The 24,527-nt window shown below is 69.8% G+C and carries 17 protein-coding genes, 3 pseudogenes and 1 riboswitch; of the genes and pseudogenes, 4 read left to right on the top strand and 16 right to left on the bottom strand.

The window, feature by feature from the left end:
• The first annotated feature begins 114 nt into the window (after positions 1-114).
• Positions 115-396, top strand: coding sequence for an HPr family phosphocarrier protein (locus ACWCQ6_RS18915; protein WP_451090516.1), 282 nt, complete (start codon positions 115-117; stop codon positions 394-396).
• Positions 397-528: 132 nt separating this feature from the next.
• Here the strand turns inward: ACWCQ6_RS18915 and ACWCQ6_RS18910 are convergent, their stop codons facing one another.
• The 3 genes from ACWCQ6_RS18910 to ACWCQ6_RS18900 all read right to left on the bottom strand — a co-directional run bounded on the left by ACWCQ6_RS18910 (position 529) and on the right by ACWCQ6_RS18900 (position 4,552).
• Positions 529-1,338: a M23 family metallopeptidase gene (locus ACWCQ6_RS18910; RefSeq protein WP_451090514.1), complete on the bottom strand. Its 810-nt coding sequence runs from the start codon at positions 1,336-1,338 to the stop codon at positions 529-531.
• Positions 1,339-1,351: 13 nt separating this feature from the next.
• A riboswitch (cyclic di-AMP (ydaO/yuaA leader) is annotated at positions 1,352-1,519 on the bottom strand.
• Positions 1,520-1,769: 250 nt separating this feature from the next.
• Positions 1,770-3,152: a M16 family metallopeptidase gene (locus ACWCQ6_RS18905; protein ID WP_451090512.1), complete on the bottom strand. Its 1,383-nt coding sequence runs from the start codon at positions 3,150-3,152 to the stop codon at positions 1,770-1,772.
• 26 nt (positions 3,153-3,178) lie between these two features.
• The gene (locus ACWCQ6_RS18900; protein WP_451090510.1) at positions 3,179-4,552 is read right to left on the bottom strand and encodes a M16 family metallopeptidase; all 1,374 of its coding nucleotides are present in this window, start codon (positions 4,550-4,552) and stop codon (positions 3,179-3,181) included.
• 270 nt (positions 4,553-4,822) lie between these two features.
• Between ACWCQ6_RS18900 and ACWCQ6_RS18895 the strand changes: the two genes are divergently transcribed.
• Positions 4,823-7,273 carry a DNA gyrase/topoisomerase IV subunit A gene (locus tag ACWCQ6_RS18895; RefSeq protein ID WP_451090508.1) on the top strand — a complete coding sequence of 817 codons (2,451 nt, stop codon included), beginning with the start codon at positions 4,823-4,825 and terminating at the stop codon, positions 7,271-7,273.
• Between the two features lie 35 nt (positions 7,274-7,308).
• Here the strand turns inward: ACWCQ6_RS18895 and ACWCQ6_RS18890 are convergent, their stop codons facing one another.
• Together ACWCQ6_RS18890 and ACWCQ6_RS18885 are read right to left on the bottom strand one after the other, a co-directional pair.
• Positions 7,309-8,424, bottom strand: coding sequence for a CobW family GTP-binding protein (locus ACWCQ6_RS18890; protein ID WP_451090506.1), 1,116 nt, complete (start codon positions 8,422-8,424; stop codon positions 7,309-7,311).
• A gap of 21 nt (positions 8,425-8,445) precedes the next feature.
• A pseudogene (locus ACWCQ6_RS18885) lies at positions 8,446-9,331 on the bottom strand (citrate/2-methylcitrate synthase); the annotation flags it as partial.
• On the opposite strand from ACWCQ6_RS18885, the pseudogene ACWCQ6_RS18880 reads away from it, so the two are divergent.
• Positions 9,305-9,451: pseudogene (locus ACWCQ6_RS18880) on the top strand (two-component system response regulator); the annotation flags it as partial. The pseudogenes ACWCQ6_RS18885 and ACWCQ6_RS18880 overlap by 27 nt on opposite strands.
• 33 nt (positions 9,452-9,484) lie before the next feature.
• Here the strand turns inward: ACWCQ6_RS18880 and ACWCQ6_RS18875 are convergent.
• The 4 genes and pseudogenes from ACWCQ6_RS18875 to ACWCQ6_RS18860 form a co-directional block, all read right to left on the bottom strand.
• On the bottom strand, positions 9,485-11,077 hold the full coding sequence (locus tag ACWCQ6_RS18875) for a solute symporter family protein (protein WP_451090504.1): 1,593 nt from the start codon (positions 11,075-11,077) through the stop codon (positions 9,485-9,487).
• Positions 11,074-11,517: a DUF485 domain-containing protein gene (locus ACWCQ6_RS18870; protein WP_451090592.1), complete on the bottom strand. Its 444-nt coding sequence runs from the start codon at positions 11,515-11,517 to the stop codon at positions 11,074-11,076. The genes ACWCQ6_RS18875 and ACWCQ6_RS18870 overlap by 4 nt, the downstream gene beginning before the upstream one ends.
• Positions 11,518-11,648: 131 nt before the next feature.
• Positions 11,649-11,934, bottom strand: a pseudogene (locus ACWCQ6_RS18865) (response regulator transcription factor); the annotation flags it as partial.
• Between the two features lie 463 nt (positions 11,935-12,397).
• Entirely contained in the window at positions 12,398-14,518 is a 2,121-nt protein-coding gene (locus ACWCQ6_RS18860) for a DNA gyrase/topoisomerase IV subunit B (RefSeq protein ID WP_451090502.1), read from the bottom strand.
• A gap of 435 nt (positions 14,519-14,953) precedes the next feature.
• Here ACWCQ6_RS18860 and ACWCQ6_RS18855 point away from each other — a divergent pair, with 435 nt between their 5' ends.
• Entirely contained in the window at positions 14,954-15,187 is a 234-nt protein-coding gene (locus ACWCQ6_RS18855) for a DUF7455 domain-containing protein (RefSeq protein WP_024489001.1), read from the top strand.
• A gap of 102 nt (positions 15,188-15,289) precedes the next feature.
• On the opposite strand, the gene ACWCQ6_RS18850 is transcribed toward ACWCQ6_RS18855, so the two are convergent.
• The 7 genes from ACWCQ6_RS18850 to ACWCQ6_RS18820 all read right to left on the bottom strand — a co-directional run.
• Positions 15,290-16,120 carry a S1 family peptidase gene (locus ACWCQ6_RS18850; RefSeq protein ID WP_451090500.1) on the bottom strand — a complete coding sequence of 277 codons (831 nt, stop codon included), beginning with the start codon at positions 16,118-16,120 and terminating at the stop codon, positions 15,290-15,292.
• A 133-nt stretch (positions 16,121-16,253) separates the two neighbouring features.
• The gene (locus ACWCQ6_RS18845; RefSeq protein ID WP_451090498.1) at positions 16,254-17,801 is read right to left on the bottom strand and encodes an RNA polymerase sigma factor; all 1,548 of its coding nucleotides are present in this window, start codon (positions 17,799-17,801) and stop codon (positions 16,254-16,256) included.
• 324 nt (positions 17,802-18,125) lie between these two features.
• Positions 18,126-19,013 carry a FadR/GntR family transcriptional regulator gene (locus ACWCQ6_RS18840; RefSeq protein WP_451090496.1) on the bottom strand — a complete coding sequence of 296 codons (888 nt, stop codon included), beginning with the start codon at positions 19,011-19,013 and terminating at the stop codon, positions 18,126-18,128.
• Positions 19,014-19,137: 124 nt separating this feature from the next.
• On the bottom strand, positions 19,138-20,988 hold the full coding sequence (locus tag ACWCQ6_RS18835) for an ABC transporter ATP-binding protein (RefSeq protein WP_451090494.1): 1,851 nt from the start codon (positions 20,986-20,988) through the stop codon (positions 19,138-19,140).
• A gap of 113 nt (positions 20,989-21,101) precedes the next feature.
• The gene (locus ACWCQ6_RS18830; RefSeq protein ID WP_451090492.1) at positions 21,102-21,866 is read right to left on the bottom strand and encodes an NUDIX hydrolase; all 765 of its coding nucleotides are present in this window, start codon (positions 21,864-21,866) and stop codon (positions 21,102-21,104) included.
• Between the two features lie 120 nt (positions 21,867-21,986).
• Entirely contained in the window at positions 21,987-23,285 is a 1,299-nt protein-coding gene (locus tag ACWCQ6_RS18825) for a DUF4192 domain-containing protein (protein WP_451090490.1), read from the bottom strand.
• A gap of 209 nt (positions 23,286-23,494) precedes the next feature.
• Positions 23,495-24,527: RecQ family zinc-binding domain-containing protein (locus ACWCQ6_RS18820; RefSeq protein ID WP_451090488.1), on the bottom strand; the 1,033-nt coding region annotated here is incomplete at its 5' end.

Genomic DNA, 24,527 nt, shown 5'->3' with positions numbered 1-24,527 from the left:
AGGGCCGATCGGCGGTACCCCGGGCATCGCGGGCGTTCCCGGGGTCGGCCGGAGCAACTGCGCACCGCGTGAGAGACTGGTCTAGACAACTCTTGATTCCCGAAGGGCAGAACCATGGCTGAGCGCCGCGTCAACGTCGGTTGGGCCGAGGGCCTGCACGCCCGCCCCGCTTCCATATTCGTCCGTGCCGCCACGGCCTCCGGCATCCCCGTGACGATCTCCAAGGCCGACGGCAACCCGGTGAACGCCGCCTCCATGCTCGCGGTCCTCGGCCTCGGCGCGCAGGGGGGCGAGGAGATCGTGCTCGCCTCCGAGGCGGACGACTCCGAAGCCGCCCTGGACCGTCTGGCGAAGCTGGTCGCCGAGGGGCTCGAAGAGCTCCCGGAGACCGTCTGAGGCATTTTCCCGAGAAAGCCGCTGCACCACGGGGCGGTTCGGCGGACGGTCGTCGTTCACGGCCGTGCGGCGGGTACGTCGAAGGCCCCGGCATGCGCCGGGGCCTTCGACGTAGGTGCTGCGACGGGGCCGTCAGACGTTGACGCCTCGGGCGCGCAGATACGCGACCGGGTCCATGTCGGAGCCGTACGACGGTGTCGTCCGGGCCTCGAAGTGCAGGTGCGGCCCGGTGGAGTTGCCGGTCGAGCCGGAAAGGCCGATCTGCTGGCCCGCGCCGACGCTCTGGCCGACGGAGACGCTGATCGAGGAGAGGTGGCCGTACTGCGTGTACGTGCCGTCCGTCATCCGGAGCACGACGTTGTTGCCGTACGCGCCGCCCCAGCCGGCCTCGACGACCGTACCGGCACCGACGGCGACGACGGAGCTGCCGGACGCGGCGTGGAAGTCGATGCCGGAGTGGCTGCCGGAGGACCAGAGCGAGCCGCTGGACTTGTATCCGGTGGAGACGTACGAGCCGGCGACCGGGAGCTGGAAGGCACCCAACCGGGTGCGCTCGGCGGACCGCGCGGCGCGGGCCTTCTCCGCGCGGGCCTCCGCGGCGCGCTTCGCGTCCGCCTCGGCCTTGGCCTTGGCTTCGGCCTTCTTCTTGGCCTCGGCCTTCCGCTGGGCCTCCGCCTTCGCCTTCGCCGCCACGTCGGCCTGGTGCTGCTGCGCGTCGGCCTGTGCGTCGATCCGGTCGGCGATGGTCTCGTCGATGGCGATGACCTGACCGAGGCCGGTGTCGCTCACGGAGGGGGTTCCTGAGTCCGCGGCAAGGGCGGGAGCGGCCATGCCGCCGATGACGCCGGTGGTGGCCAGAGCCGCGACGCCGACGGCCTTCGCGCTCCTGCGCGTCAGTCGGCTCGGGGCACGGTGCTTCCCGGTGGCACGGGTGAACGCCATGAAGTGGCTGATCCTTTCCTTCCTTCTCGCCTACCGGGTTAGCTGACGGGTTCGGAGCAGGAAGGTCTCCTACGGACGCCCCAGGCCCCAGCCGGGCTCAGGCATCCGATTCACCCCAGGGACTGCGTGGGTCCCCGGCTCCCCAGGCTCGCGCCTGACGGGGACTCGGCGATGACTGTCCGGTACGTCGCGGATGCGGCATACGAGTGACGGACAGTCGAGCCGACGCTAAGCGGGGGCACTTTCATTCACCAAACGGACAGGCCGTTTTGTAGCGCATCCCACAGGGCCGACAGGCAACCTCCACATCAGAACGGACAAAAGGGAAGACCCCGGCGAGATCTTGCTCGCAGAGGTCTTCCCTTTGCCCCGGTATGGGGCGCTATGCCGGATCGATCCGATCGGCCGGTGCCCGTCGGCGGTGCCGATCGTCAGCCGGTGACCACCGACACCTCTCCGATGCCCAGAGCCCGCACGGGCTCCTCGATCCGTGCCGCGTCGCCGACGAGGATCGTGACCAGCCGGTCCCCCGGGAAGGCGTTGACGACCGCCGCGGTCGCCTCGACCGTGCCGGTCTCCGCGAGCCGGGCGTACAGCTGCGCCTGGTAGTCGTCGGGGAGGTGCTGCTCGACCTGGTCGGCGAGGGTACCCGCGACGGAGGCCGCCGTCTCGAACTTCAGCGGCGCGACCCCCACGAGGTTCTGCACCGCCGTCTCGCGCTCCTCGTCGGTCAGGCCCTCGGCCGCCAGCGTCCGCAGGACCGTCCACAGGTCCTTGAGCGCGGGCTCGGTGGACTCCGTGTCGACCGAGCCGCTGATGGCCAGCATCGCGGCGCCGGTCGCGCCCGAGGCGGAGTCCGGTGCCGACGACCGCAGCACCTGGGCGAAGGCCCGTACGCCGTAGGTGTAGCCCTTCTCCTCGCGCAGCACCCGGTCGAGACGGGAGGTGAGCGTGCCGCCCAGGCAGTACGTGCCGAGCACCTGGGCCGGCCACACGCTGTCGTGCCGGTCGGCACCGATCCGGCCGATCAGCAGCTGCGTCTGCACCGCGCCCGGACGGTCGACGATCACTACCCGGCCGGTGTCGTCGGCGGTGATCGGCGGGGCGGGACGGGGCTCGACCGCCTCTCCCGACCAGTCGCCGAGGGTGTCGGCGAGCAGGGCGTCCAGGTCGATCCCGGTGAGGTCGCCGACGACCACGGCGGTCGCCGCGGACGGCCGGACGTGGGCGTCGAAGAAGGCGCGCACGGCCGCCGAGTCGATCCGCTCCACCGTCTCCTCGGTACCCTGGCGCGGGCGCGACATCCGCGCCGCAGCCGGGAAGAGCTCCTTGGAGAGCTGCTTGGCGGCGCGGCGGGCCGGGTTGGCCTGCTCGTGCGGGATCTCGTCGAGCCGGTTGCGCACCAGCCGCTCGATCTCGCTGTCGGCGAAGGCCGGCGCCCGCAGCGCCTCGGCGACCAGCGCGAGCGCCTTGGCCAGCCGGGAGGCCGGGACCTCCAGGGAGACCCGGACGCCGGGGTGGTCGGCGTGCGCATCGAGGGTGGCGCCGCAGCGCTCCAGCTCGGCGGCGAACTCCTCGGCGGTGTGCTTGTCGGTGCCCTCGGACAGCGCCCGCGACATGATCGTGGCCACGCCGTCGAGACCCTCGGGCTCCGCGTCCAGCGGGGCGTCGAGGAAGATCTCGACCGCCACGACCTGCTGGCCGGGACGGTGGCAGCGCAGCACCGTGAGGCCGTTGGGCAGGGCGCCGCGCTCCGGCGCGGGGAAGGCCCAGGGCCGGGCGACGCCGGGGGCCGGCTGCGGATGATACTGCATCGAAACTCCAGTCGCGGCAGCGTCGGTCACTTGCCCGCTCCTTCGTGCGCGTCGGTGTCGTCGGCGTCGGTCTCCTCGGTGTCCGCGGGCTCGGCCGATTCGACCGGCTCGTAGACCAGCACCGCCCGGTTGTCGGGGCGCAGCTGGGCCTTGGCGACCGCCTGGACCTCCTCCGCGGTGACGTCGAGCACCCGCTGCACGGCGGTCAGAGCGAGCTGCGGGTCACCGAACAGTACGGCGAACCGGCACAGTTCGTCGGCGCGGCCGGCGACCGTACCGAGCCGGTCCAGCCATTCGCGCTCCAACTGGGCCTGCGCGCGCTCCATTTCCTCGGGCGTGGGGCCCTCGGCGGCGAACCGGGCGAGCTCCTCGTCGACCGCGGCCTCGATCTGCGGCACTTCGACGCCACCGGACGTCTTGACGTCCAGCCAGCCGAGCGAGGGCGCACCGGCCAGCCGCAGCAGCCCGAACCCGGCCGCCACGGCCGTACGGTCACGGCGGACCAGGCGGTTGTGCAGCCGCGACGACTCGCCGCCGCCGAGCACGGTCAGCGCGAGGTCCGCCGCGTCGCACTCACGGGTGCCGTCGTGCGGCAGCCGGTAGGCGGCCATGAGTGCCCGCGCCGGGACCTCCTCGTGCACCTCCTCGCGCAGCTGCTCGCCGATGATCTCGGGGAGCGAGCCGTCGCGCGGCGGCTGCTTGCCGTCGTGGGAGGGGATGGAGCCGAAGTACTTCTCGATCCAGGCGAGGGTCTGCTCGGGGTCGATGTCGCCGACGACCGAGAGCACCGCGTTGTTGGGCGCGTAGTACGTACGGAAGAAGGTGCGGGCGTCCTCGAGGGTCGCGGCGTCCAGGTCGGCCATCGAGCCGATCGGGGTGTGGTGGTACGGGTGGCCCTCGGGGTAGGCCAGTGCCGTCAGCTTCTCGAACGCCGTGCCGTAGGGGACGTTGTCGTAGCGCTGGCGGCGCTCGTTCTTGACGACGTCGCGCTGGTTCTCCATCGACTCCTCGTCGAGCGCGGCGAGCAGCGAGCCCATGCGGTCGGCCTCGAGCCACAGGGCCAGCTCCAGCTGGTGCGTGGGCATGGTCTCGAAGTAGTTGGTGCGCTCGAAGCTGGTGGTCCCGTTGAGCGAGCCACCGGCTCCCTGCACCAGCTCGAAGTGGCCGTTCCCCTTGACCTGGCCGGACCCCTGGAACATCAGGTGCTCGAAGAGGTGAGCCAGACCGGTGCGCCCCTTGACCTCGTGGCGCGAACCGACGTCGTACCAGAGACAGACCGCGGCGACCGGGGTCAGATGGTCCTCGGAGAGCACCACGCGCAGGCCGTTGGCCAGGCGGTGCTCGGTCGCTGTCAGGCCGCCGGAGCCGGCCTGAGCGGTGGCCGTGTGACCCATGGGCATGTACGTCCCTTCGATCGCGATACTGGATTTCCTGCGAGACCTGCCACTTTAAGCAAGCGCACGGACACCTGGCGAAGTTCCCATACTGTGGAAGTTCGCGTGAAAGAGGGGCGCATCCGCCGCGCGACGGGTCGGAAAAGCGCCCCGGCCGGGGCCGGGAACACCCCTTGGGACGGGTCGAGGTCGGCGATGTCGGTGCGGCGGTCCACAATGGTCCGCGTCAGAACCTGAGGTTGCCCGAACAGAATCCGTGAAGGAGTCGCAGCAGCGATGGCCCGCCGCAGCACGAAGACCCCGCCGCCGGACGACTTCGAGGAGAACATCCTCGACATCGACGTCGTCGACGAAATGCAGGGCTCCTTCCTTGAGTACGCGTACTCGGTGATCTACTCGCGGGCCCTGCCCGACGCCCGCGACGGCATGAAGCCGGTGCACCGCCGCATCGTGTACCAGATGAACGAAATGGGCCTGCGCCCCGATCGCGGCTTCGTGAAGTGTGCCCGCGTCGTCGGCGAGGTCATGGGTAAGTTGCACCCGCACGGGGATGCATCGATCTACGACGCGCTGGTCCGTCTGGCGCAGCCGTTCTCGATGCGGCTCCCCCTGGTCGACAGCCACGGCAACTTCGGCTCGCTCGGAAACGACGACCCGCCGGCCGCCATGCGGTACACCGAGTGCCGGATGGCCGACGCGACGTCACTGATGACGGAGTCGATCGACGAGGACACCGTCACTTTCCAGTCGAATTACGACGGCCAGGAGATGGAGCCCTCCGTTCTCCCCGCCGCGTACCCGAACCTCCTGGTCAACGGCTCGTCCGGGATCGCGGTCGGCATGGCGACCAACATGCCGCCGCACAACCTGGGCGAGGTCGTCGCCGCCGCCCGCCATCTGATCAAGCATCCGGGCGCGGACCTGGAAACCCTGATGCGGTTCGTGCCGGGTCCGGATCTGCCCACCGGCGGCCGGATCGTGGGTCTGGGCGGCATCAAGGACGCGTACGCCCGAGGCCGTGGCACGTTCAAGATCCGTGCGACCGTCTCGGTGGAGAATGTGACGGCCCGCCGCAAGGGTCTGGTCGTCACCGAACTGCCCTTCGCCGTGGGCCCTGAGAAGGTGATCTCCAAGATCAAGGACCTGGTCTCGGCGAAGAAGCTCCAGGGCATCGCGGACGTGAAGGACCTGACCGACCGCGAGCACGGCCTGCGCCTGGTCATCGAGGTGAAGAACGGCTTCGTACCGGAGGCCGTGCTGGAGCAGCTCTACAAGCTGACGCCGATGGAGGAGTCCTTCGGCATCAACAATGTGGCGCTGGTCGACGGGCAGCCGCTCACGCTGGGTCTCAAGGAGCTCCTGGAGGTCTATCTCGACCACCGCTTCGACGTGGTGCGCCGGCGCAGCGAGTTCCGCCGGGGCAAGCGGCGCGACCGGCTGCATCTGGTCGAGGGGCTGCTCGTCGCGCTGATCGACATCGACGAGGTCATCCGGATCATCCGGTCCAGTGACAATTCGGCGCAGGCGAAGGAGCGGCTCGTCGAGCACTTCTCGCTGAGCGAGATCCAGACGCAGTACATCCTGGACACCCCGCTGCGCAGGCTGACCCGGTTCGACCGCATCGAGCTGGAGAGCGAGCGGGACCGGCTCAACGGCGAGATCGACGAGCTGACCAGGATCCTCGAATCGGACACCGCGCTGCGCAAGCTGGTCTCCTCCGAACTGGCTGCGGTCGCGAAGAAGTTCGGCACCGACCGGCGTACGGTGCTGCTGGAGTCGGCCGGTTCGCAGGTGGCCTCGGTGCCGCTGGAGGTCGCGGACGACCCGTGCCGGGTGCTGCTTTCCTCCACCGGCCTGCTGGCCCGTACCACCAACGACGAGCCGATCGTTCTCACCGAGGACGCCAAGCGCTCCAAGCACGATGTGATCGTGTCGGCCGTGCCGGCCACGGCCCGCGGCGACGTGGGCGTGGTGACGTCGGCGGGGAGGCTGCTGCGGCTCTCGGTGATCGATCTGCCCCAGCTGCCGGGCACCCACGCGGCGCCCAATCTGTCGGGCGGGGCCATGGTCGCCGAGTTCCTCACGCTGGAGAGCGACGAGTCCGTCGTCTGCCTCACCACGCTCGACGAGTCCTCCCCCGGCCTGGCGATCGGCACCCTGCAGGGCGTCGTCAAGCGCGTGGTGCCGGACTACCCGGCCAACAAGGACGAGCTGGAGGTCATCACCCTCAAGGACGGCGACCGGATCGTCGGCGCCGCCGAACTGCGGACCGGCGAGGAGGATCTGGTCTTCATCACCTCCGACGCCCAACTGCTGCGCTATCCCGCTGCCCAGGTGCGGCCGCAGGGCCGGCCCGCCGGTGGCATGGCAGGGGTCAAGCTCGCGGCGGACGCCGAGGTGATCTCGTTCACCGCGGTGGACCCGGCGGCGGACGCGATGGTGTTCACGGTCGCGGGCTCGCACGGCACCCTCGACGACTCGGTGCTGACGTGCAAGCTCACCCCGTTCGACCAGTACCCGCGCAAGGGCCGGGCCACCGGTGGGGTGCGCTGCCAGCGGTTCCTCAAGGGCGAGGACGTCCTGGTGTTCGGCTGGGCGGGTCCGACGCCCGCCCGCGCCGCGCAGCAGAACGGCACGCCGAGCGAGCTGCCCGAGCCGGACCCGCGGCGCGACGGTTCGGGGACGCCGCTGATGAAGCCGGTCTCGGTGGTCGCAGGCCCGGTGTAGCGGGCCGGCCGGGCGGCGCGTGGCGGAAAAAGGGCCTACGCGTCGTCGCCGGGCCGTTGTACGTACCGCAGGACGCCCCACATGCTTCGCTCATGTGCGGCGTCCTGTGTCGTGTCCGGGCCCGGTGCGGTGTTCTCGCGGCAGTCGGCCAGCTCCTTGTGCAGGGCCTGAGGGGCAATGTCCGTGCCGATCAGCACCAGCCGGGTCCGGCGCGGTTCGTCGCGCTTCCAGGGCTGCGGATCGAACCGCAGGAACCTGCCGACCGCGTGCAGGGCGTACTTGTTGGCCCGGTCGCCCATGCCGAAGTCGACGAACCCCTTGATCCTGTAGAGGCCCTGCGGGCGGGAGTCGAGGAACTCCATCAGACGGCGGGGGTTCATGGGCGCGTCCGAGGTGAAGGACACGCTGTCGTACGCGGCGTGGAGGTGGTGGGCGTGCCCGGCATCGCCCTCCTCCTCGTTCCGCTCCGCCAGGAGCAGGTCCTCGAAGGTGAGCTGACGGGCCTTCTCCTCGCTGTCCGGCCGCAGTGCCGGGTCGAAGAGCAGCTCGGGATCGACGCGTCCGTACGTGGCACCGATGACGGCCGGCGCGCCGCCGGCGAGTGCCCCTGCCGCGGCGACGGCCTCCCGGACGCGGGTCTGTTCCTCGCCCCCGATCCGGTCGGTCTTGTTCAGCACGACGAGGTCGGCGACGGCGAGATGGCGGTCGATCTCCGGGTGGCGCTCCCGGGTGGCGTCGAACTCGGCGGCGTCGACGACCTCGACCAGTCCCCCGTACACGATGTGCGGATTGTCGCTGGCCAGAAGCATGCGGACGAGTTCCTGCGGTTCGGCCAGTCCGCTGGCCTCGATGACGATCACATCGAGACGGGCGGCGCGTCCGGTGAGCGTCTCCAGGAAGGTGTCGAGTTCGCTCGCGTCGACCGCGCAGCACAGGCAGCCGTTGCTCAGCGAGACCGTGGAGCCGACCTGCCCCGAGACCGTCATGGCGTCGATCCCGATGGCGCCGAAGTCGTTGACGATCACACCGATCCGGCTCCCCGCACGGTTGTGCAGGAGGTGGTTGAGCAGCGTCGTCTTGCCCGATCCCAGGAACCCCGCAAGGACGATGACCGGAATCTGCTGCTTGCGGGGCGGGAGCGACGGGTTCAACGGAGACCTCTCTCGGGGACCTCAGGGCACGGGGACCGGCTGCGGCGGGGGCGTACCGACGTAACGGGCCGCCGGGCGGATGATCTTCGAGTCCTCCGCCTGCTCCAGGATATTGGCGCTCCATCCGACCCCCCTCGCCGCGCAGAACGTCGGCGTGAACACTCGCGCGGCAGACCGCACAGCTCCATGACGACTCCGGCGTAGAACTCCACGTTGGTGTGCAGCTCCCGGCCCGGCTTGAGCTCGGCGAGGATCGCCTCGACCTGGCGCTCGACCTCGACGGCGAAGTCGACGAGCGGGCCGCCGAAGCCCTGGGCGATGCCCCGCAGCATCCATGAGCAGGGGTCCTCGGTGCGGTAGACGGGGTGCCCGAAGCCCATGATCCGCTCACCCGCGAGCACCCGTTCGCGGATCCAGCCCTCGATGCGCTCGGGGGTGCCGATGGCGTCCAGGGTGCCGAACACCCGGCCGGGCGCTCCGCCGTACGGCGGTCCGGAGAGCGCACAGACGGCCGCCACCAGGCAGGCGGCCACGTCGGCGCCGGTGGAGGCGACGACGCGGCCGGTGAACGTCGAGGTACTGAACCGTGGTCGACGGTGGAGATCAGGTACTGCTCCACGGCCCTCACACGAGCGGCGTCCGGCACGGAGCCGGTGAGCATGTAGAGGCAGTTGGCCGCGTGGGGCAGGTCGTCGCGCGGCTCGACCTGTTCGAGGCCCCGGCCGAGCCTGTGCAGGGCGGTGAGCACGGCAGCGCAGGCGGCCAGTGCGTCGGCGCGGCGCCGGTCGGCGTCGATCTCGTACACCAACCGGATGCACACCCTCCTGGAGCTGCTGGAACTGGACATGCACGAGGACGCCATGGAGTACGTCGCCGAGACGCGGAGAGCGCGGGCATGAGCAGGCAGACCGCCCAACGCTGTCTGAAGCCGCTGGAAAGGACTGGCAGGGTGCGGCCGACGCTGCGGTACGGCGAGACCGGCCGCCCGGAACACCGCTGCACCCGGTCCATCGGCGGGCAGACCTGACCTGCCCCTTCCGTACGGTGCGGCGGCCCCGGACTACACCGCACCCGCCCCTGTCAGCGCGCGCACCTCGGTCTCCGCGTGCTTGGCCTCGTCCGGCGGATCGGTGGAGGTGACCGTTCCCACCCATCCGGCCAGGAAGCCCAGGGGGATGGAGACCAGTCCGGGGTTCTCCAGCGGGAAGAGCTGGAAGTCGACGCCCGGGAAGAACGAGTCGGGGCTGCCGGAGACGACCGGTGAGAGCAGCACCAGCAGCACTGCGGGAATCAGCCCGCCGTAGACGGACCAGACCGCTCCCCGGGTGGTGAAGTTCCGCCAGAACAGGGAGTACAGAAGTACCGGGAGGTTGGCCGAGGCGGCGACGGCGAAGGCGAGTCCCACCAGGAATGCCACGTTCAGGTCCTGGGCCACCAGGCCGAGCCCGATGGCGGCCAAGCCGATCGCCGCTGCGGCCACCCTGGCCACGGCGACCTCGCTGTACTGCTTGGCACCCGGGCGCCTGAGCGAGGCGTAGAGGTCGTGGGCCACGGAGGCGGACGAGGCGAGCGTGATGCCCGCGACGACAGCGAGGATGGTCGCGAAGGCGACTGCGGCGACCACGGCGAACAGGATCGTCCCGCCGGTGGACCCCTCGCCGCCGCCGAGCACCAGGGCCAGCAGCGGAACCGCCGTGTTCCCCGCTGCGTTCGACGCCCGTACCTCGGCGGAGCCGACCAGGGCGGCCGCCCCGAAGCCGAGCGCGATCGTCATCAGGTAGAAGCTGCCGATGAGCCCGATCGACCAGACCGCCGAACGGCGGGCCGCACGGGCGGTGGGCACGGTGTAGAACCGAGACAGGATGTGCGGCAGCCCGGCCGTACCGAGCACCAGGGCCAGCCCCAGGCTGATGAAATCGATGCGAGCGGTCCACGTACCGCCGTACCGGAGACCCGGCGCGAGGAACCGGCTTCCGTGGCCGCTCCGTTCGGCGGCGGAGTCGAGCAGGGCGTTGAAGTCACCGTGGAAACGGACCAGGACGAGAACGGTGAGCACGGCCGCTCCCGCCATCAGCAGAACGGCCTTGACGATCTGGATCCAGGTGGTGGCGCGCATCCCGCCGAGCGACACATAGATCACCATGAGCGCCCCGACCCCGATGACGGTCCAGGAGCGGGCGGCACCGCTGGTGCCGCCGAGAAGGAGAGCCACCAGGCTGCCCGCGCCCACCATCTGTGCCACCAGATAGAGCACGGAGACGGTGACGGACGAAGTGCCCGCCGCGATCCGGACCGGACGCTCGGCCATCCGCGCCGCCACCACATCGGCGAGCGTGAACCGGCCGCAGTTGCGCACCAGTTCGGCGATGAGCAGCAGGACGACGAGCCAGGCGACGAGGAAGCCGACCGAATAGAGCATGCCGTCATAGCCGAAGAGGGCGATCAGACCGGAGATACCGAGGAACGACGCGGCGGACATGTAGTCGCCCGCGATGGCGAAACCGTTCTCCATGGGGGAGAAAAGGCGGCCGCCCGCGTAGAACTCCTCCGTAGAGCCATGACGGTTGCGGCTCACCCAGGTGGTGATGGCAAGCGTGACTGCGACGAATGCACTGAACAGCAGAAGCGCCAGCGTCTCATGGTTCCCGTTCAACGCCCGGCCCCCCGCGTCATCTCCTGTGTCTCCCACCGCAGATCGAGTGCTGCCCGGTCCCTGCGCAGCCGTGCGTGGCGCGCGTACGCCCCGGTGAGGAGGAAGGTCGTGAGGAACTGCCCGAGCCCCGCGACCATCGCGACATTGACCGCTCCCGCAACCGGACGGGCCATCAGTGCGGGCGCGGTGACCGCGGCGACGACATAGACCAGGTACCAGACGAGGAAGGCGACGGTGGCGGGGACGACGAACCGCCGGTACCGGCGGCGCACTTCCTGGAACGCCTCGCTGCGCTGCACCTCCAGATAGATGTCGGCCGCGCTGTGGCCGCGCCGCGGGTCCACGGGCCCGGGTGGTCCGGCGGGAGCGAAACTCCCCTTGCCGTCCAGCTCACCCCATCCGGAGGTCAGCACGTCGTACCACGGGTCGTCGAGTCGCATCGCTGCGGCCTCACGCCCTGCTTCCTTCTCCACGGAACAACTCCCCTTGTCCACGGACCACTTCGGCCGTGTGCCCAAGAATGGGCAGATCGGGAAGGTCCCGGGCACTTCATTTGCCGGTCTTCACCTCTTCAGGTGACGATCGGTCCGGGCGGCTGTGCGAGGCCCCGAACGTAGGCATAGCGGACGGCCTGTGCCCGGTCACGCACCCCGGTCTTGGCGAAGAGGTTGTTGATGTGGCTCTTCACGGTGGCCTGCGAAATGTGCAGTCGGCGGGCGACTCCGGATTGGACAGGCCCTCCGCGATCAGCACCAGCACTTCCAGCTCACGTGGCGTCAGGCCGTCGGGGCAGCTGCGGCTCGGGCGCCGGTGGGGGCGGCGGGCCCCATGGCCACGCGCTCCAGCAGGCGGCGCTGCGCCCACCAGCCCGAGCATGATCTCCCAGGGGCCGATCCGGCCGCCGTTGAATGTGCCCCAGAGCATCGCGGTGAGCAGCGCTGCCCGGATGGACCAGGTGATCGCTCCCCGTGGACGGGTGCGGCTCGTCCCCGACAGGGCTTCCGGGGACGGCCAGCCGGTCCAGGTCGTACGCGTCACGCGCGGTCCTTCCACGCCGGCCGCGGCGTCATCCCGCCGACGGAGCCACCGTACGCCGGGTCCATCCGCCCGGCCCGCCACATCAGCACACCGCCACGCGCCGCCAACGTCACGGCGAGGGCCGGCAGAAGGGCAGTGCTGCCCTGACTGACACGGCTGCCTCCGATGTGCGGGAAGGCCGAACGCCTTCGACGTTACGGAAACGGCCGGATCAGGACATCGGCTCAGGGGTTGGTCGCGGGTGGAGGAGCCGTCTCCACCCGTGGGTGGAGACGGCCTCGCTCAGACGTCGATGCGCGAGCGGTCCAGGGTGGCGGCAGAGCTGGTGATGAACTCCTTGCGCGGCGCCACCTCGTTGCCCATGAGGAGGTCGAAGACCTGCTCGGACGCTTCCAGATCGCCGATGTTGATCCTGCGCAGGGTACGGTGACGCGGATCCATCGTGGTCTCCGCCAGCTGGTCGGCGTCCATCTCACCCAGGCCCTTGTAGCGCTGGATCGAGTCCTTGTACCGGATGTTCTTCCGCTGGAGCTCCAGCAGCCGCTCGCGCAGCTCGTTGTCCGAGTACGTGTAGATGTACTTGTCCTGGCCCTTCTTCGGCTGGACCAGCTCGATCCGGTGGAGCGGGGGCACCGCGGCGAAGACCCGGCCCGCCTCGACCATGGGTCGCATGTACCGCTGGAAGAGCGTCAGCAGCAGAACGCGGATGTGCGCCCCGTCGACATCGGCGTCCACCAGCAGGACGATCTTCCCGTAGCGGGCGGCGTCGATGTCGAAGGTCCGCCCGGACCCAGCTCCTATGACCTGGATGATCGCGCCGCACTCGGCGTTCTTCAGCATGTCCGAGACGGATGCCTTCTGGACATTGAGGATCTTGCCCCGGATCGGCAGCAGCGCCTGGAACTCGCTGTTCCGGGCGAGCTTCGCCGTACCGAGCGCGGAGTCGCCCTCGACGATGAAGAGTTCGCTGCGGTCCACGTCGTCGCTGCGGCAGTCGGCGAGCTTCGCCGGCAGCGAGGAGGACTCCAGCGCCGTCTTGCGACGCTGCGCATCCTTGTGCTGACGGGCCGCGATACGGGTCCGCGCGGCTGCGACGGCCTTGTCCAGAACCGCCCTGGCCTGGGCCTTCGCGTCACGCTTCGTCGAGGTCAGGAACGCCTTGAGTTCCTTGGCCACGACGTTGGCGACGATCCGGTTGGCCGCCGAGGTGCCGAGCACCTCCTTGGTCTGGCCCTCGAACTGCGGCTCGGCCAGCCGCACGGTGACCACCGCGGTGAGGCCCTCCAGCGCGTCGTCCTTGACGATGTCGTCCTCGGCGACGCGGAGCAGCTTGGCGGAGCGCAGCGCCTCGTTGACCGTCTTGGTCACGGAGCGCTCGAATCCGGTCACGTGCGTGCCGCCCTTGGGGGTGGCGATGATGTTGACGAAGGACTTCAGGTTGGTGTCGTATCCGGTGCCCCAGCGCAGGGCGATGTCGACCGCGAGCTCACGCGTGACCTCGGTCGCCGTCATGTGACCGCGCTCGTCCAGGACCGGCACGGTCTCCTTGAAGGTGCCCTGCCCGGTCAGGCGCAGGACGTCGCAGACCGCCTTGTCCTGAGCGAGGTACTCGCAGAATTCACTGATTCCGCCGTCGAAGTGGAAGGTCTCCTCGGTCTTGCCCTCGCCGTCGAGCCCGCGTTCGTCACGGACGACGATCGTGAGGCCGGGAACGAGGAAGGCGGTCTGGCGCGCCCGCTGGTGGAGCGTCTCCAGGTTGAGCTTGGCGTCCTTGAGGAAGATCTGCCGGTCCGCCCAGTAACGCACCCGGGTGCCGGTGCGTGTCTTCGGTACCCGCTTGCCCTTGAGCAGACCGTTGGCCGGGTCGAACGGGCTGTCCGGCCCCTGCTCGGTGAAGATCCCAGGGACTCCGCGCCGGAAGCTGATCGAGTGCGTCGCGCTGTTGCGGTCGACCTCGACGTCGAGCCGGGCGGAGAGCGCGTTGACGACGGAGGCGCCCACACCGTGCAGTCCGCCCGACGCGGCGTACGAGCCGCCGCCGAACTTTCCGCCGGCGTGCAGCTTGGTCATCACGACCTCGACGCCGGAAAGGCCCGTCTTGGGCTCGACATCGACGGGGATGCCTCGCCCGTTGTCCCGGACCTCCACGGAGTTGTCGTCGTGGAGGACGACCTCGATGTGGTCGCAGTAACCGCCCAGAGCCTCGTCGACGGAGTTGTCGATGATCTCCCAGAGGCAGTGCATGAGGCCGCGGCTGTCGGTGGACCCGATGTACATCCCGGGGCGCTTGCGAACCGCTTCGAGCCCCTCGAGTACGAGCAGATGCCGCGCGGTGTAGTTGGAACCGTCTCGGTCTGCTCCGGTCAGCAGCGCAGTGGACGGCACGGACGTATCGGCGGTCACGCGGTTCGCTCCTCGCTGAATTTCATTTGGGGCCCGGTGGGTAACGGGCTCGGCTTCGGTCGCCGCTGAGAGGGTACCGAGGCCTGGTAGAGCGGTTGTAACGCCACCCTTCGACAACCCTCACAGTAGTCCAGCCTCGCATACACGTTCGATCGCTCGCAGGAGTGACGCGAACATCACGTTCCCTTCCAGGCATGAACCATTTAGGCTCCGGGCACGTCCTCATGAACAAACCGGCAAGCCAGCCGGGAGGATCCCACCAAGACAAGCAATGCGAAACCGTAGCGCTACGCAATACGGCACATTCGCCGCCAACCGGCAACAGACAGCCATCTCGAGAAGAAGTTTCGAAGAAAAGCCACGAGCGGGAACGTTTTAGGCCTGGTTGGATGTTGACCCTGGTACGACAGCTCGTCGAGCTAGAGAAGAGGCGACGTGACTACTGTTCTGACCCCCGCGAGCCCGCTGACCGCAGCAGACCGCTGTGACCGTTGCGGCGCCCAGGCATATCTGCGCGTCGTCCTGATCAGCGGCGGTGAACTGCTGTTCTGCGCCCACCACGGTCGCAAGTTCGAGCCGGAACTCAAGAAGATCGCCGCGGAAATACAGGATGAGACGGACCGGCTCACGGCTGTGCAGGCCCAAGCCGCCGAAGAGGAACAACACTGACACCTCGCATCCACGACGAGCAGGGGCCAGGTTCCGGGCCGGCCGACGGGCGGCTCCCCAGAGGGGGAGCCGCCCGTTCTCATGCCTGCACGGTGCTGCCGTTCAGTCGGCTTTCGGCATCCATTCGATCGCTGCGGAGATCCGCGTGTACACCCCGGGGCTGCCTGCATTGGCGCAGCCGTTCCCCCAGGAGACCAGCCCGATGAGCCGCCCACGGGCCACCAGCGGCCCGCCGCTGTCGCCCTGGCATGCGTCGTACCCGCCCAGGAGTTCGCCCGCGCAGAGCATCGCTGAGGCGTCGTACGTGCCGTTTCTGCCGCCCGGGTAGGCCTGCGCGCACGCGGCATCAGGCAGAACGCTCACTTTCGCGGACCGCAGCGACGACGCGTAGTCGCTGTTGCCCGTAGTGTCCCCCCACCCGTAGACGACTGCCTCGGTGCCCGGTTCGTACGCCGCGTCGCCTGTTTCGGCCATCGGGATCACGCTCTTCCCGGGGAGCGCTTCGGCGAGGGTGAGCACGGCCAGGTCCCCCGCGTTCGTGCTGGGGTCGAACCGCGGATTGGTCCACGTCTCCCGTACCGCAATCTCCTTCCCCCCGGTCCCGAGCAGGGCGTCGCGACCCGTGATGACCTGCAGATCGCGCACGCTGCCGACATCGACGCCGAGCGCTGCCCGGCTCAGGCAGTGCGCAGCGGTCAGCACCTTCTTCGGCGCCACCACGACACCGCCGCAGAACTGGCCGGCGCGGGCGTCTCCGAACCGGTCGCGGCTGGACAGCGCCACAACCCAGGGGCTGTCCTTGACGTGTGCGGGCTGACCGCCGATGACGACACCGTCCTCGGCCGCCCGGGCGGGAGACCCGAGCGGTAGCAGGGCTGTGGCGGCAACCAGGGCGAGTGCCCCGGTCACGGCGCGGAAGACGGTACGGGACATGCGCACTCCTGACTCTGTGGTGAACCATTCCCACCCAGAGTCATCCCGCCGGTCGCCGACCGCACGCGTTGATAGGCCGAGGGCCCGGCTCCCCCATGGGGATCCGGGCCCTCGGTCCGCTTGCTCCTGCGACCTAGTCGAGGTAGTCGCGCAGCACCTGCGAACGCGACGGGTGGCGCAGCTTCGACATGGTCTTCGACTCGATCTGACGGATGCGCTCACGCGTCACGCCGTAGACCTTGCCGATCTCGTCCAGGGTCTTCGGCTGGCCGTCGGTGAGACCGAAGCGCATCGAGACCACGCCCGCCTCACGCTCGGAGAGCGTGTCGAGCACCGAGTGCAGCTGCTCCTGGAGGAGCGTGAAGCTGACCGCGTCGGCCGGGACGACCGCCTCGGAGTCCTCGATCAGGTCACCGAACTCACTGTCCCCGTCCTCACCCAGCGGGGTGTGGAGGGAGATCGGCTCACGGCCGTACTTCTGGACCTCGATGACCTTCTCGGGGGTCATGTCGAGTTCCTTGGCCAGCTCCTCCGGCGTGGGCTCACGGCCCAGGTCCTGGAGCATCTGGCGCTGCACACGCGCGAGCTTGTTGATGACCTCGACCATGTGCACCGGGATACGGATGGTGCGGGCCTGGTCGGCCATGGCGCGGGTGATGGCCTGACGGATCCACCAGGTGGCATACGTGGAGAACTTGTAGCCCTTGGTGTAGTCGAACTTCTCGACCGCGCGGATCAGGCCGAGGTTGCCCTCCTGAATGAGGTCCAGGAAGAGCATGCCGCGGCCGGTGTAGCGCTTGGCCAGCGACACCACAAGACGGAGGTTGGCCTCCAGCAGGTGGTTCTTGGCGCGGCGGCCGTCCTCGGCGATGATCTCCAGCTCGCGCTTGAGCTTCGGAGCGAGCTTGTCGGAGTTCGCCAGCTTGTCCTCGGCGAACAGGCCGGCCTCGATCCGCTTGGCGAGCTCTACCTCCTGCTCGGCGTTGAGGAGGGGAACCTTGCCGATCTGCTTCAGGTAGTCCTTGACCGGATCGGCGGTGGCGCCGGCGACGGCGACCTGCTGCGCAGGTGCGTCGTCCTCGTCGTCGTCGGAGAGGACGAAGCCCTTGTTCTCGCCCTCGCCCTCCTCTTCCTCGCCCTTGCCGGCCTTGACTTCCTCGATCGCCTCGTCGCCGTCGAGGAGCTCGTCGTCCTGCTTTCCGGACTTCTTCGTTGCTGTCTTCTTGGCCGCCGTCTTCTTCGCGGCGGTCTTCTTGGCAGCCGTCTTCTTGGCTGCTGCCTTCTTCGCAGGGCCGGTCGTGGCAGCGTCGTCGGCCACCACGTCCGCGGCCTCTGCCGACGGGGCGGCAGTGGCCGCGACCGTCCTGGTCACGGTTGTCTTGGCCGCGACAGTCTTGGTGGCGGTGCGCTTGACCGGGCTCTTTGCTGCGACGCTCTTGCGGGCACGTTTGGACGGCTCCGCGGCACTGACCATCAGCGTCACACCCTCTTCCTCGAGGATCTGGTTGAGGCTGCGCAGAACATTCTTCCACTGGGTTGGCGGAATCTGGTCAGCCTCGAAGGCCCGACGCACGTCATCGCCGGCGATCTGCCCATCAGCCTTTCCCCGCTCGATGAGCGCCATCACAGACTCGGACTCGGCGATCTCCGGCGGGAGCGTACGGGATGTGCTGGCCGACACGAACAACCTCTCGGAACGATGGAAACGGCTTCCGGCCCGGCCCCGGAAAGGGCTTGAGCCGACGACCGCCGGTCTGGGAATGTACCGACGGCGCGGGTGTCGCCTCAGAACTGCACAGCGCACTCAATGGCTGCTGTATTCCTTCCGCGGCGGTCACCTCTTAAGTCATCGCACTGTTTCGAGGAGTGTTACGCCCAATCCACGTGGCCCGAGTCACACCTCATTTGCGACGAACGTGACCAAGGGTGCGGAAACGCCACAACCGTGTCGCCGGACCGTGTCGGCCCGGCGACACACGGTTCGCACACCGTGGCCGTGCTGCGCTCAGTGCTCGCGGGGCGCGGGCACCACACGCTCCACCTCGGGGTGGACGACGAGCAGTTGGCGCATGGCCGCCTCGGCGCCCGCCGCGTCGCCGGACGCGAGGGCATCGACGATCCGGGCATGGTGGCCGAGGGATGCCTCACTGGGGCGGTCACAGCCCGTGACCGGGCCGCCCGAGACCTGCAGGGCCGCGGAAACAATGCCGGAGAGGTGCTCCAGCATGCGATTGCCGGCCGCCTGGATGAGCAGGGAGTGGAACTCCGCATCGGCCCGGGAGCAGGTGATCGTGTCTCCCTGCCCGACCGCGTGCCCCATGATCTCCACCATGTCCCCGAGGCGCTGCTGAATGTCCTCGCGGCCATGGCCTGCGGCGAGACGCGCGGCAAGGGGCTCGATCGTCCACCGGAGCTCCCCGAGCTCGCGACGCTGGTCCTCGCGCTGAGGACCGAAGGCGCGCCATTCGATGATGTCGGGATCCAGCAGGTTCCAGTCGCTGACGGGACGGACCCGGGTCCCGACATTGGGCCGGGCGCTGACCAGGCCTTTGGCCTCAAGAACGCGCAGCGATTCGCGTACGACGGTGCGGGAGACCTCGAAACGCTGACCGATCTCCTCCGGCACGAGAGGACGGTCGGCGCCCAGGTCACCCGAAACGATCATTTGACCCAGTTGCTGAACGAGTTGGCCGTGGAGGCCGCGGCCCCGACTGGCCGAACCCCTCCGGCTCACCCGGCCGAGGTCGACGTCGGAGCCCTCCCAGGAGCGAAGGGCGGCACGCTCGCCGGCCGGCGCCTCCGCGTACGGGTAGCGATCGAGTTCACCCGGGCCGGCGAGGCCGGAATCGGCGGAGCGGGCGGCGGTCATCATGGTGTGCGCAAGGGTACTCACGCATCCTTTGTCGGCGCGGCTCACTCGGCTCTTGAGGTCTTTGGTGAAAAGCACACGAAAGGGTGATCGGCGCCAGCCCCCCAATTGACGCTTTACTGGTATAAACCGGGCATTTCCAAAGACTCTACGAGACTTGTCCCGATCCGACGGCCCTCTGGTACCGCCAACGGGGCCCGCCTTGAAGGCCGGTGAACAGATAGGCGAAGACCAGGACCGAGAGCGACAACGCCAATGCGGCCCCGACCGGATGTGCCACGACGCCCACGGCGAGCGCCACCCATCGGTCCGTCTCGTGCGGCCAGCTCGGCCACATCAGCTCGCGGAGCCTGACCGGAAGTCCGGTGACCGGACGGGATCCCGGTGCCGTCAGCACCAGCTGGACGAGCGGTACGACGAGTACGGGCACGGCAAGCACCGCGGCGACGCCGGCCGTCGTCACCCTGAAGACTCCGGCAGCCAGGAGGCCCGCCCAGGCGCAGCCCACGGTCAGTGCCACCCAACTCACGCCCAGGGAAACCAGGTTCGGCGGGACATGGATCCAGTCGTGGCCGTACACGACGCGAAGGGTTCCGGCGGAGGCCAGTACGACGGCCGTGGCGAGCACCGCGGCGACGCCCGCGGAAACCACCAGCTTGGCCAGAAGCAGCCCCAGGCGGCGGGGAACGGTGCCTCGGCCCGCGGCGAGCGCGGGGTAGCGGAATTCGTCACCGAACGACAGGGCGCCGAGCAGCCCTGCCCCGACCGCCGCGGGCGGCAGCGGCAGCAGGGACGGCCAGGCCGCCAGGATTTTCGGCAACGACGCATGGCCGGCGCGGGCGAGGAGCACGGAGAGGCCGACGGAGACGACCAGAACAGCGGCCGTGATCAGAGTTGTTGTTCTGACACCGAGCAGACGGCGCAGCTCGTACCGCAGCGGATGAAGCGGGCCAGGGGCCCGGTGGCGGCGGATGAGCGGCGCCGATTCCGGTCCCGAGGTTCGCTCGGCCGGTCGCGGATCGCGCGATCCCGTATGGCCGCCGGGCCCTGCGGGTTCTTGAGGGAGCGGGGAGTTTGCCGAGTCTCCGGACTCAACGGGGTCCGTGTCGCCCCCGGGGGCGATGGCGCCGGTGTCGCCGGCCTCGTCGGCCAGTTGGTGCACCGGGAGCCCGTGCCGGAACGCGATGTCACCGATCTCCGCACAGGTGGAGCCGTACACGGCGAGGCGGCTGCCGGCCTCGGTGACCACCTCGACCGAACGCCGGGCCACCCGGGCCTCGCGGCTGACGACCGCCGCGAGGCGAGCTGCATGCGGGGTCCGGACCGCGACCCGGGGGCGGAGACGGGTCCGCGAGAAGTCGACGGCCTCCTGGTCCGCGACGAGACGCCCGCCGTCGATGGTGACCACACGATCGGCGGCGTGCGCGGCCTCCCTGGGGTCCGCAGTGGTGTACAGAACGGTCCCGCCCCGGGCCGCATGGGCCCGCAGCAGCCCGCGCAGCCAACTGCCCTCGAGCGGCGCGAGGCCCTCTGCCGGATCGTCGAGGACGAGCGTGTGGGGATCACCGAGCAGCGCCGAAGCGAGGGCGAGCCGTCGGTCCATGCCGAGCGAGAGCGCACGGATGCGCTGGTCCCCGAGCCCGGCGAGACCTACGAGCTCAAGCAGTTCATCGGCCCGCGCCGGGGGTACGCCCGCGGCGGCGCCGAGCATCCGGAGCTGGCTGCGAACGGTACGGGCAGGGTGCCCCGGTACGCCCCCGAGCAGCACGCCCACCTCACGCGCGGGGTGCGGGATCCGGTGCATCGGTCTGCCCCGGAAGTAGGCGACCCCCCGCCCCCGGTCCAGTTCGAGCATGAGGCGGAGGGCTGTGGTCTTGCCCGAGCCGGAGTCACCCAGCAGTGCGGTGACCTGGCCGGGCCGGGCTTCGAAGGTGAGATTGTCCACGGCGGCCGGAAGACCGCGGCGGCGGACGCTGGTGAGTCCGATGGCCTGGAGCATCGCTTCTCTCGCGGTAGGTGAGGCCCGCTCGACGGCAGGGCGGGTACCGCAGAAAGATAACGCGACATATCCGACTTTTTGTGTAGCGCCGATCCCGTGGGCGTTCCGCGAGGTCAGACCTCCGGCCTCAGCATCGGAGGGTTGAGCACGGTGGCCGCACCGGCCCGGAAGAGCTGGGCCGGGCGTCCGCCCTGGCGGGTGGTCGTGCCGCCGGTAGGCACCAGGAAGCCGGGGGTACCGGTGACCTTGCGATGGAAGTTGCGCGGGTCGAGAACTACTCCCCAGACCGCCTCGTACACCCTCCGGAGCTCGCCGACCGTGAACGCCGGCGGGCAGAAGGCTGTCGCCAGGGAGGAGTACTCGATCTTGGAGCGGGCGCGTTCGACGCCGTCGGCGAGGATCTGCGCGTGGTCGAAGGCCAGCGGAGCCTGGTTCTCGCCTTCGCGGCCGAAGCCCCCCTCCGCCCCGAGCAGATCGTCGACGGGCGCCCAGCGCGCACTGTTCGCGTCGCCGCCCGCCCGCGGGGCCGGCAGATCGGGGGCCAGGGCGAGATGGGCGACGCTGACGACCCGCATCCGCGGGTCACGACCGGGATCGCCGTAGGTGGCGAGCTGTTCCAGGTGGGCGCCGTTCCCGATCGCCGGGGCCGCCGGGTCCTGGGCGCACAGGCCGGTCTCCTCCACCAGCTCGCGCGCTGCTGCGGCTCCGAGGTCCTCATCGGCTTTGACGAAACCGCCGGGCAGCGCCCATCGCCCCTGGAACGGTGGCTCACCACGGCGTACCACCAGCGCGCAGAGCGCGTGGCGGCGCACCGTGAGCACGACCAGGTCGACGGTGACAGCGAAGGGCGGGAAGGTCGACGGGTCGTAGGGCGGCATGCGGTGATCATAGTCGTCTGCCTGACGATAAACACTCCCTTCGCCATGCTCGTCCAGGAGCTTTTCGCCGCCCTTTCGCTTGTCGTGTCTCCAGCCCTCCGTAGCGACGGGGCATCCGGGTCATCCCTCGCCACCGGATACACGCCGGTCGGGGGCGGCCTGCCCGGACCGGCGCCTGGTGGCCGCCGAATCGGGGCGGGCGGAGCCGGACGGGGTCTTCCTCCGGCGGGTGGCGGCCGGCCGCGCCGTGCGGGGTCGCGCGCCGCGGTCCGGCCGGTGGCCGCGCCGCCCCGTCCGTGCCCTGCGCTCCCCGCGCAGGCATCGGCGCAGGGTCTCCGGGTCGAGGCCCTGGTTGCACGCCTCGTGAAGGAGCTGGGCAAAGGTGTAGCCGGGATCCGCCCGCAGGGCGAGGCCCAGGGCGACCCGTGCGCCCGGTTCGTCGCCCGTCGACCACGAGACCCATCCGGCCAGGGTCAGTGGCGCCGCGGCATGCTCCTCGTACGGTGCCACGCAACGACGGGAGAGTACGCGCCAGAGTCGCAACGCCGAGTCGGCCTCCGGGCCTTCCATCCATTCCGCGGCCCTGTCACGGGTATCCCGGTCCTGGAGACCGAGGATCACTGCTGCTGCCTCGTCATGGCTGATCAGCCGGTCGTCGTTGATGTCCGATACGGAGGGCGCCCCTGCCGGCGCCTCCCTGAGGCGTTTCATGAGCTGCCGGGCGAGGTCCAAGGTCTCTCGGGCCACATCTTCCCGTCCCTCTTCGTCGAGGAGCCTGGGCAGCAACTCGGCCCCCGCCGAGTCGAGGGCGCGTTGCTGGCCGGCCGCCGCCGAAGTCTTCGGCGGTGCGAGCCTCGCCTCCATCTCCCGCAACGATCCGCGTACTTGGATGCCCGCGTACGCGGCGGCGGCCGCCATCACCGAAGTGCCGGGCATGGCCATCTGGTTCCCCTCCGTCGGGCAGCAACGCCCGTCCGGGCAGCAGTAGGACCAGTACCGGCCGTCCGAGATGCAGAGCGCTTCGAGCACCGGTACGTCCAGCGCACCGCAGGCCGTACGCAGACTCTGGGCGAACGGCCGCAGCCGCTCCATGATCTGGCTGCCGGACTCGCCCTCGGCGGGGTCCTGGCAGAGAAAGACGACGATCGCGTCAGGGCGCTCCCCACGCCGCTCGCTCCCCTTGATCAGGCACTCGGCGAGCTGCTCGGCAACGGACGCCCACTCCTGCGGCGCCTGCGGGATGCCGAGCCTGAGCCGCCCGCCGAAGCGCCCCCTGCCGCCGTGCAGGGCGACCATGATCACGCTGTCGTTCGGGTGGAACCCCATCAGATACGGGAGGGCATCGGCGAGTTCGGCGGGTCCTCGCAGGGTGATCTGCTGTTCTTCGGCCGGACCTGTGGATTCGTGGTGCTGGTTCATGGCATGACCGTCCCGCGGACGGCCGGATTCCGCGACCCCTGTGGATAACTTTGTCCACAGGGCGGCCGGACCGTTGGCGCGCTGCCGTGGCCATCGGGTTGCATGGAGGCATGACCGTCGTCGACGGCACCGGGCCCACATCAGCGACCGTTCGGTCCGCTCACGGTCCTCGGCGGGAGCCGGCCGTCGCGGCACGGGCACGAAGGGTCTCAGCCTGCCGCGGCGAGGACCAGGGGAAGAACCTGTTCGCTGCCTGCCTGCCGGATCAGGCGGGCGGCGACGGCGAGGGTCCAGCCGGAGTCGGTGCAATCGTCCACGAGGAGAACGGGGCCGGGGGTGTCGGCCAGGGCGCCGGCCAGTTCCTCGGGGACGGCGAACGCTCCGGAGAGCGCGCTGAGGCGTTGGGCGGAGTTGCTGCGCCGGGCCGCGCGCGCACCGCTCGGCCCGGTGTACGTCAGGGTGCCGAGGAAGGGGAGGCGGCCGACGGTCGCGATTCCCCGGGCGAGGGAACCGACCAGTTGCGGGCGGGTCAGGGACGGCACGGCGACGACTCCTACCGGCCGGGCGGTGGCGTCCGGGACATTCGGTGCCCAGCCGCCCGGTGAGCGCGCCCAGTCGGCGAGGACCGCCACCGCGGCCCGCAGGACATCGTCCGGGACCGGACCGTCGGGTGCGTTGTCGGCCAGCAGCGGGCGCAGTCGATTGCCCCAGCCGATGTCCGAGAGCCGGCCCAGGGCACGTCCGGTGGAGCACTGCTCCTTTGCCGGGATACGGCCCTTGAGGTCGATGCCCAGTACGGGCATCCCCGTCGGCCACATGCGGCGCGGCTCGACCTCCACCCCCGGGCGGTCCAGTTCCTTCGTCGCGCCCGTCAGCGTCTCGGCGGAAACGGCCGTGTCGGCCCAGGCCCCCGCGCAGTTGTCGCAGCGGCCGCACGGGGCCGCCCCCTCGTCGTCCAACTGCCGGCGCAGGAACTCCATCCGGCACTGGGACGTGCTCGCGTAGTCCCGCATGGCCTGCTGTTCTGCCGCCCGCTGCCGCGCGACCCACGCGTAGCGTTCGGCGTCGTACACCCACTCGGCGCCCGTGGCCGTCCAGCCGCCCTTGACCCGCTTGACCGCGCCGTCGACGTCCAGCACCTTCAGCATCGACTCCAGACGCGTGCGCCGAAGGTCCACCGCTGCCTCCAGAGCCGGCACGGACAGCGGCCGTCCCGCGCTCGCGAGGGCAGCGAGGGTCTGT

This window comes from Streptomyces sp. NPDC001880 (assembly GCF_053594575.1).
The sequence above is the reverse complement of the archived record's forward strand: the minus strand, read 5'-3'. Positions and strand labels throughout refer to the sequence as shown.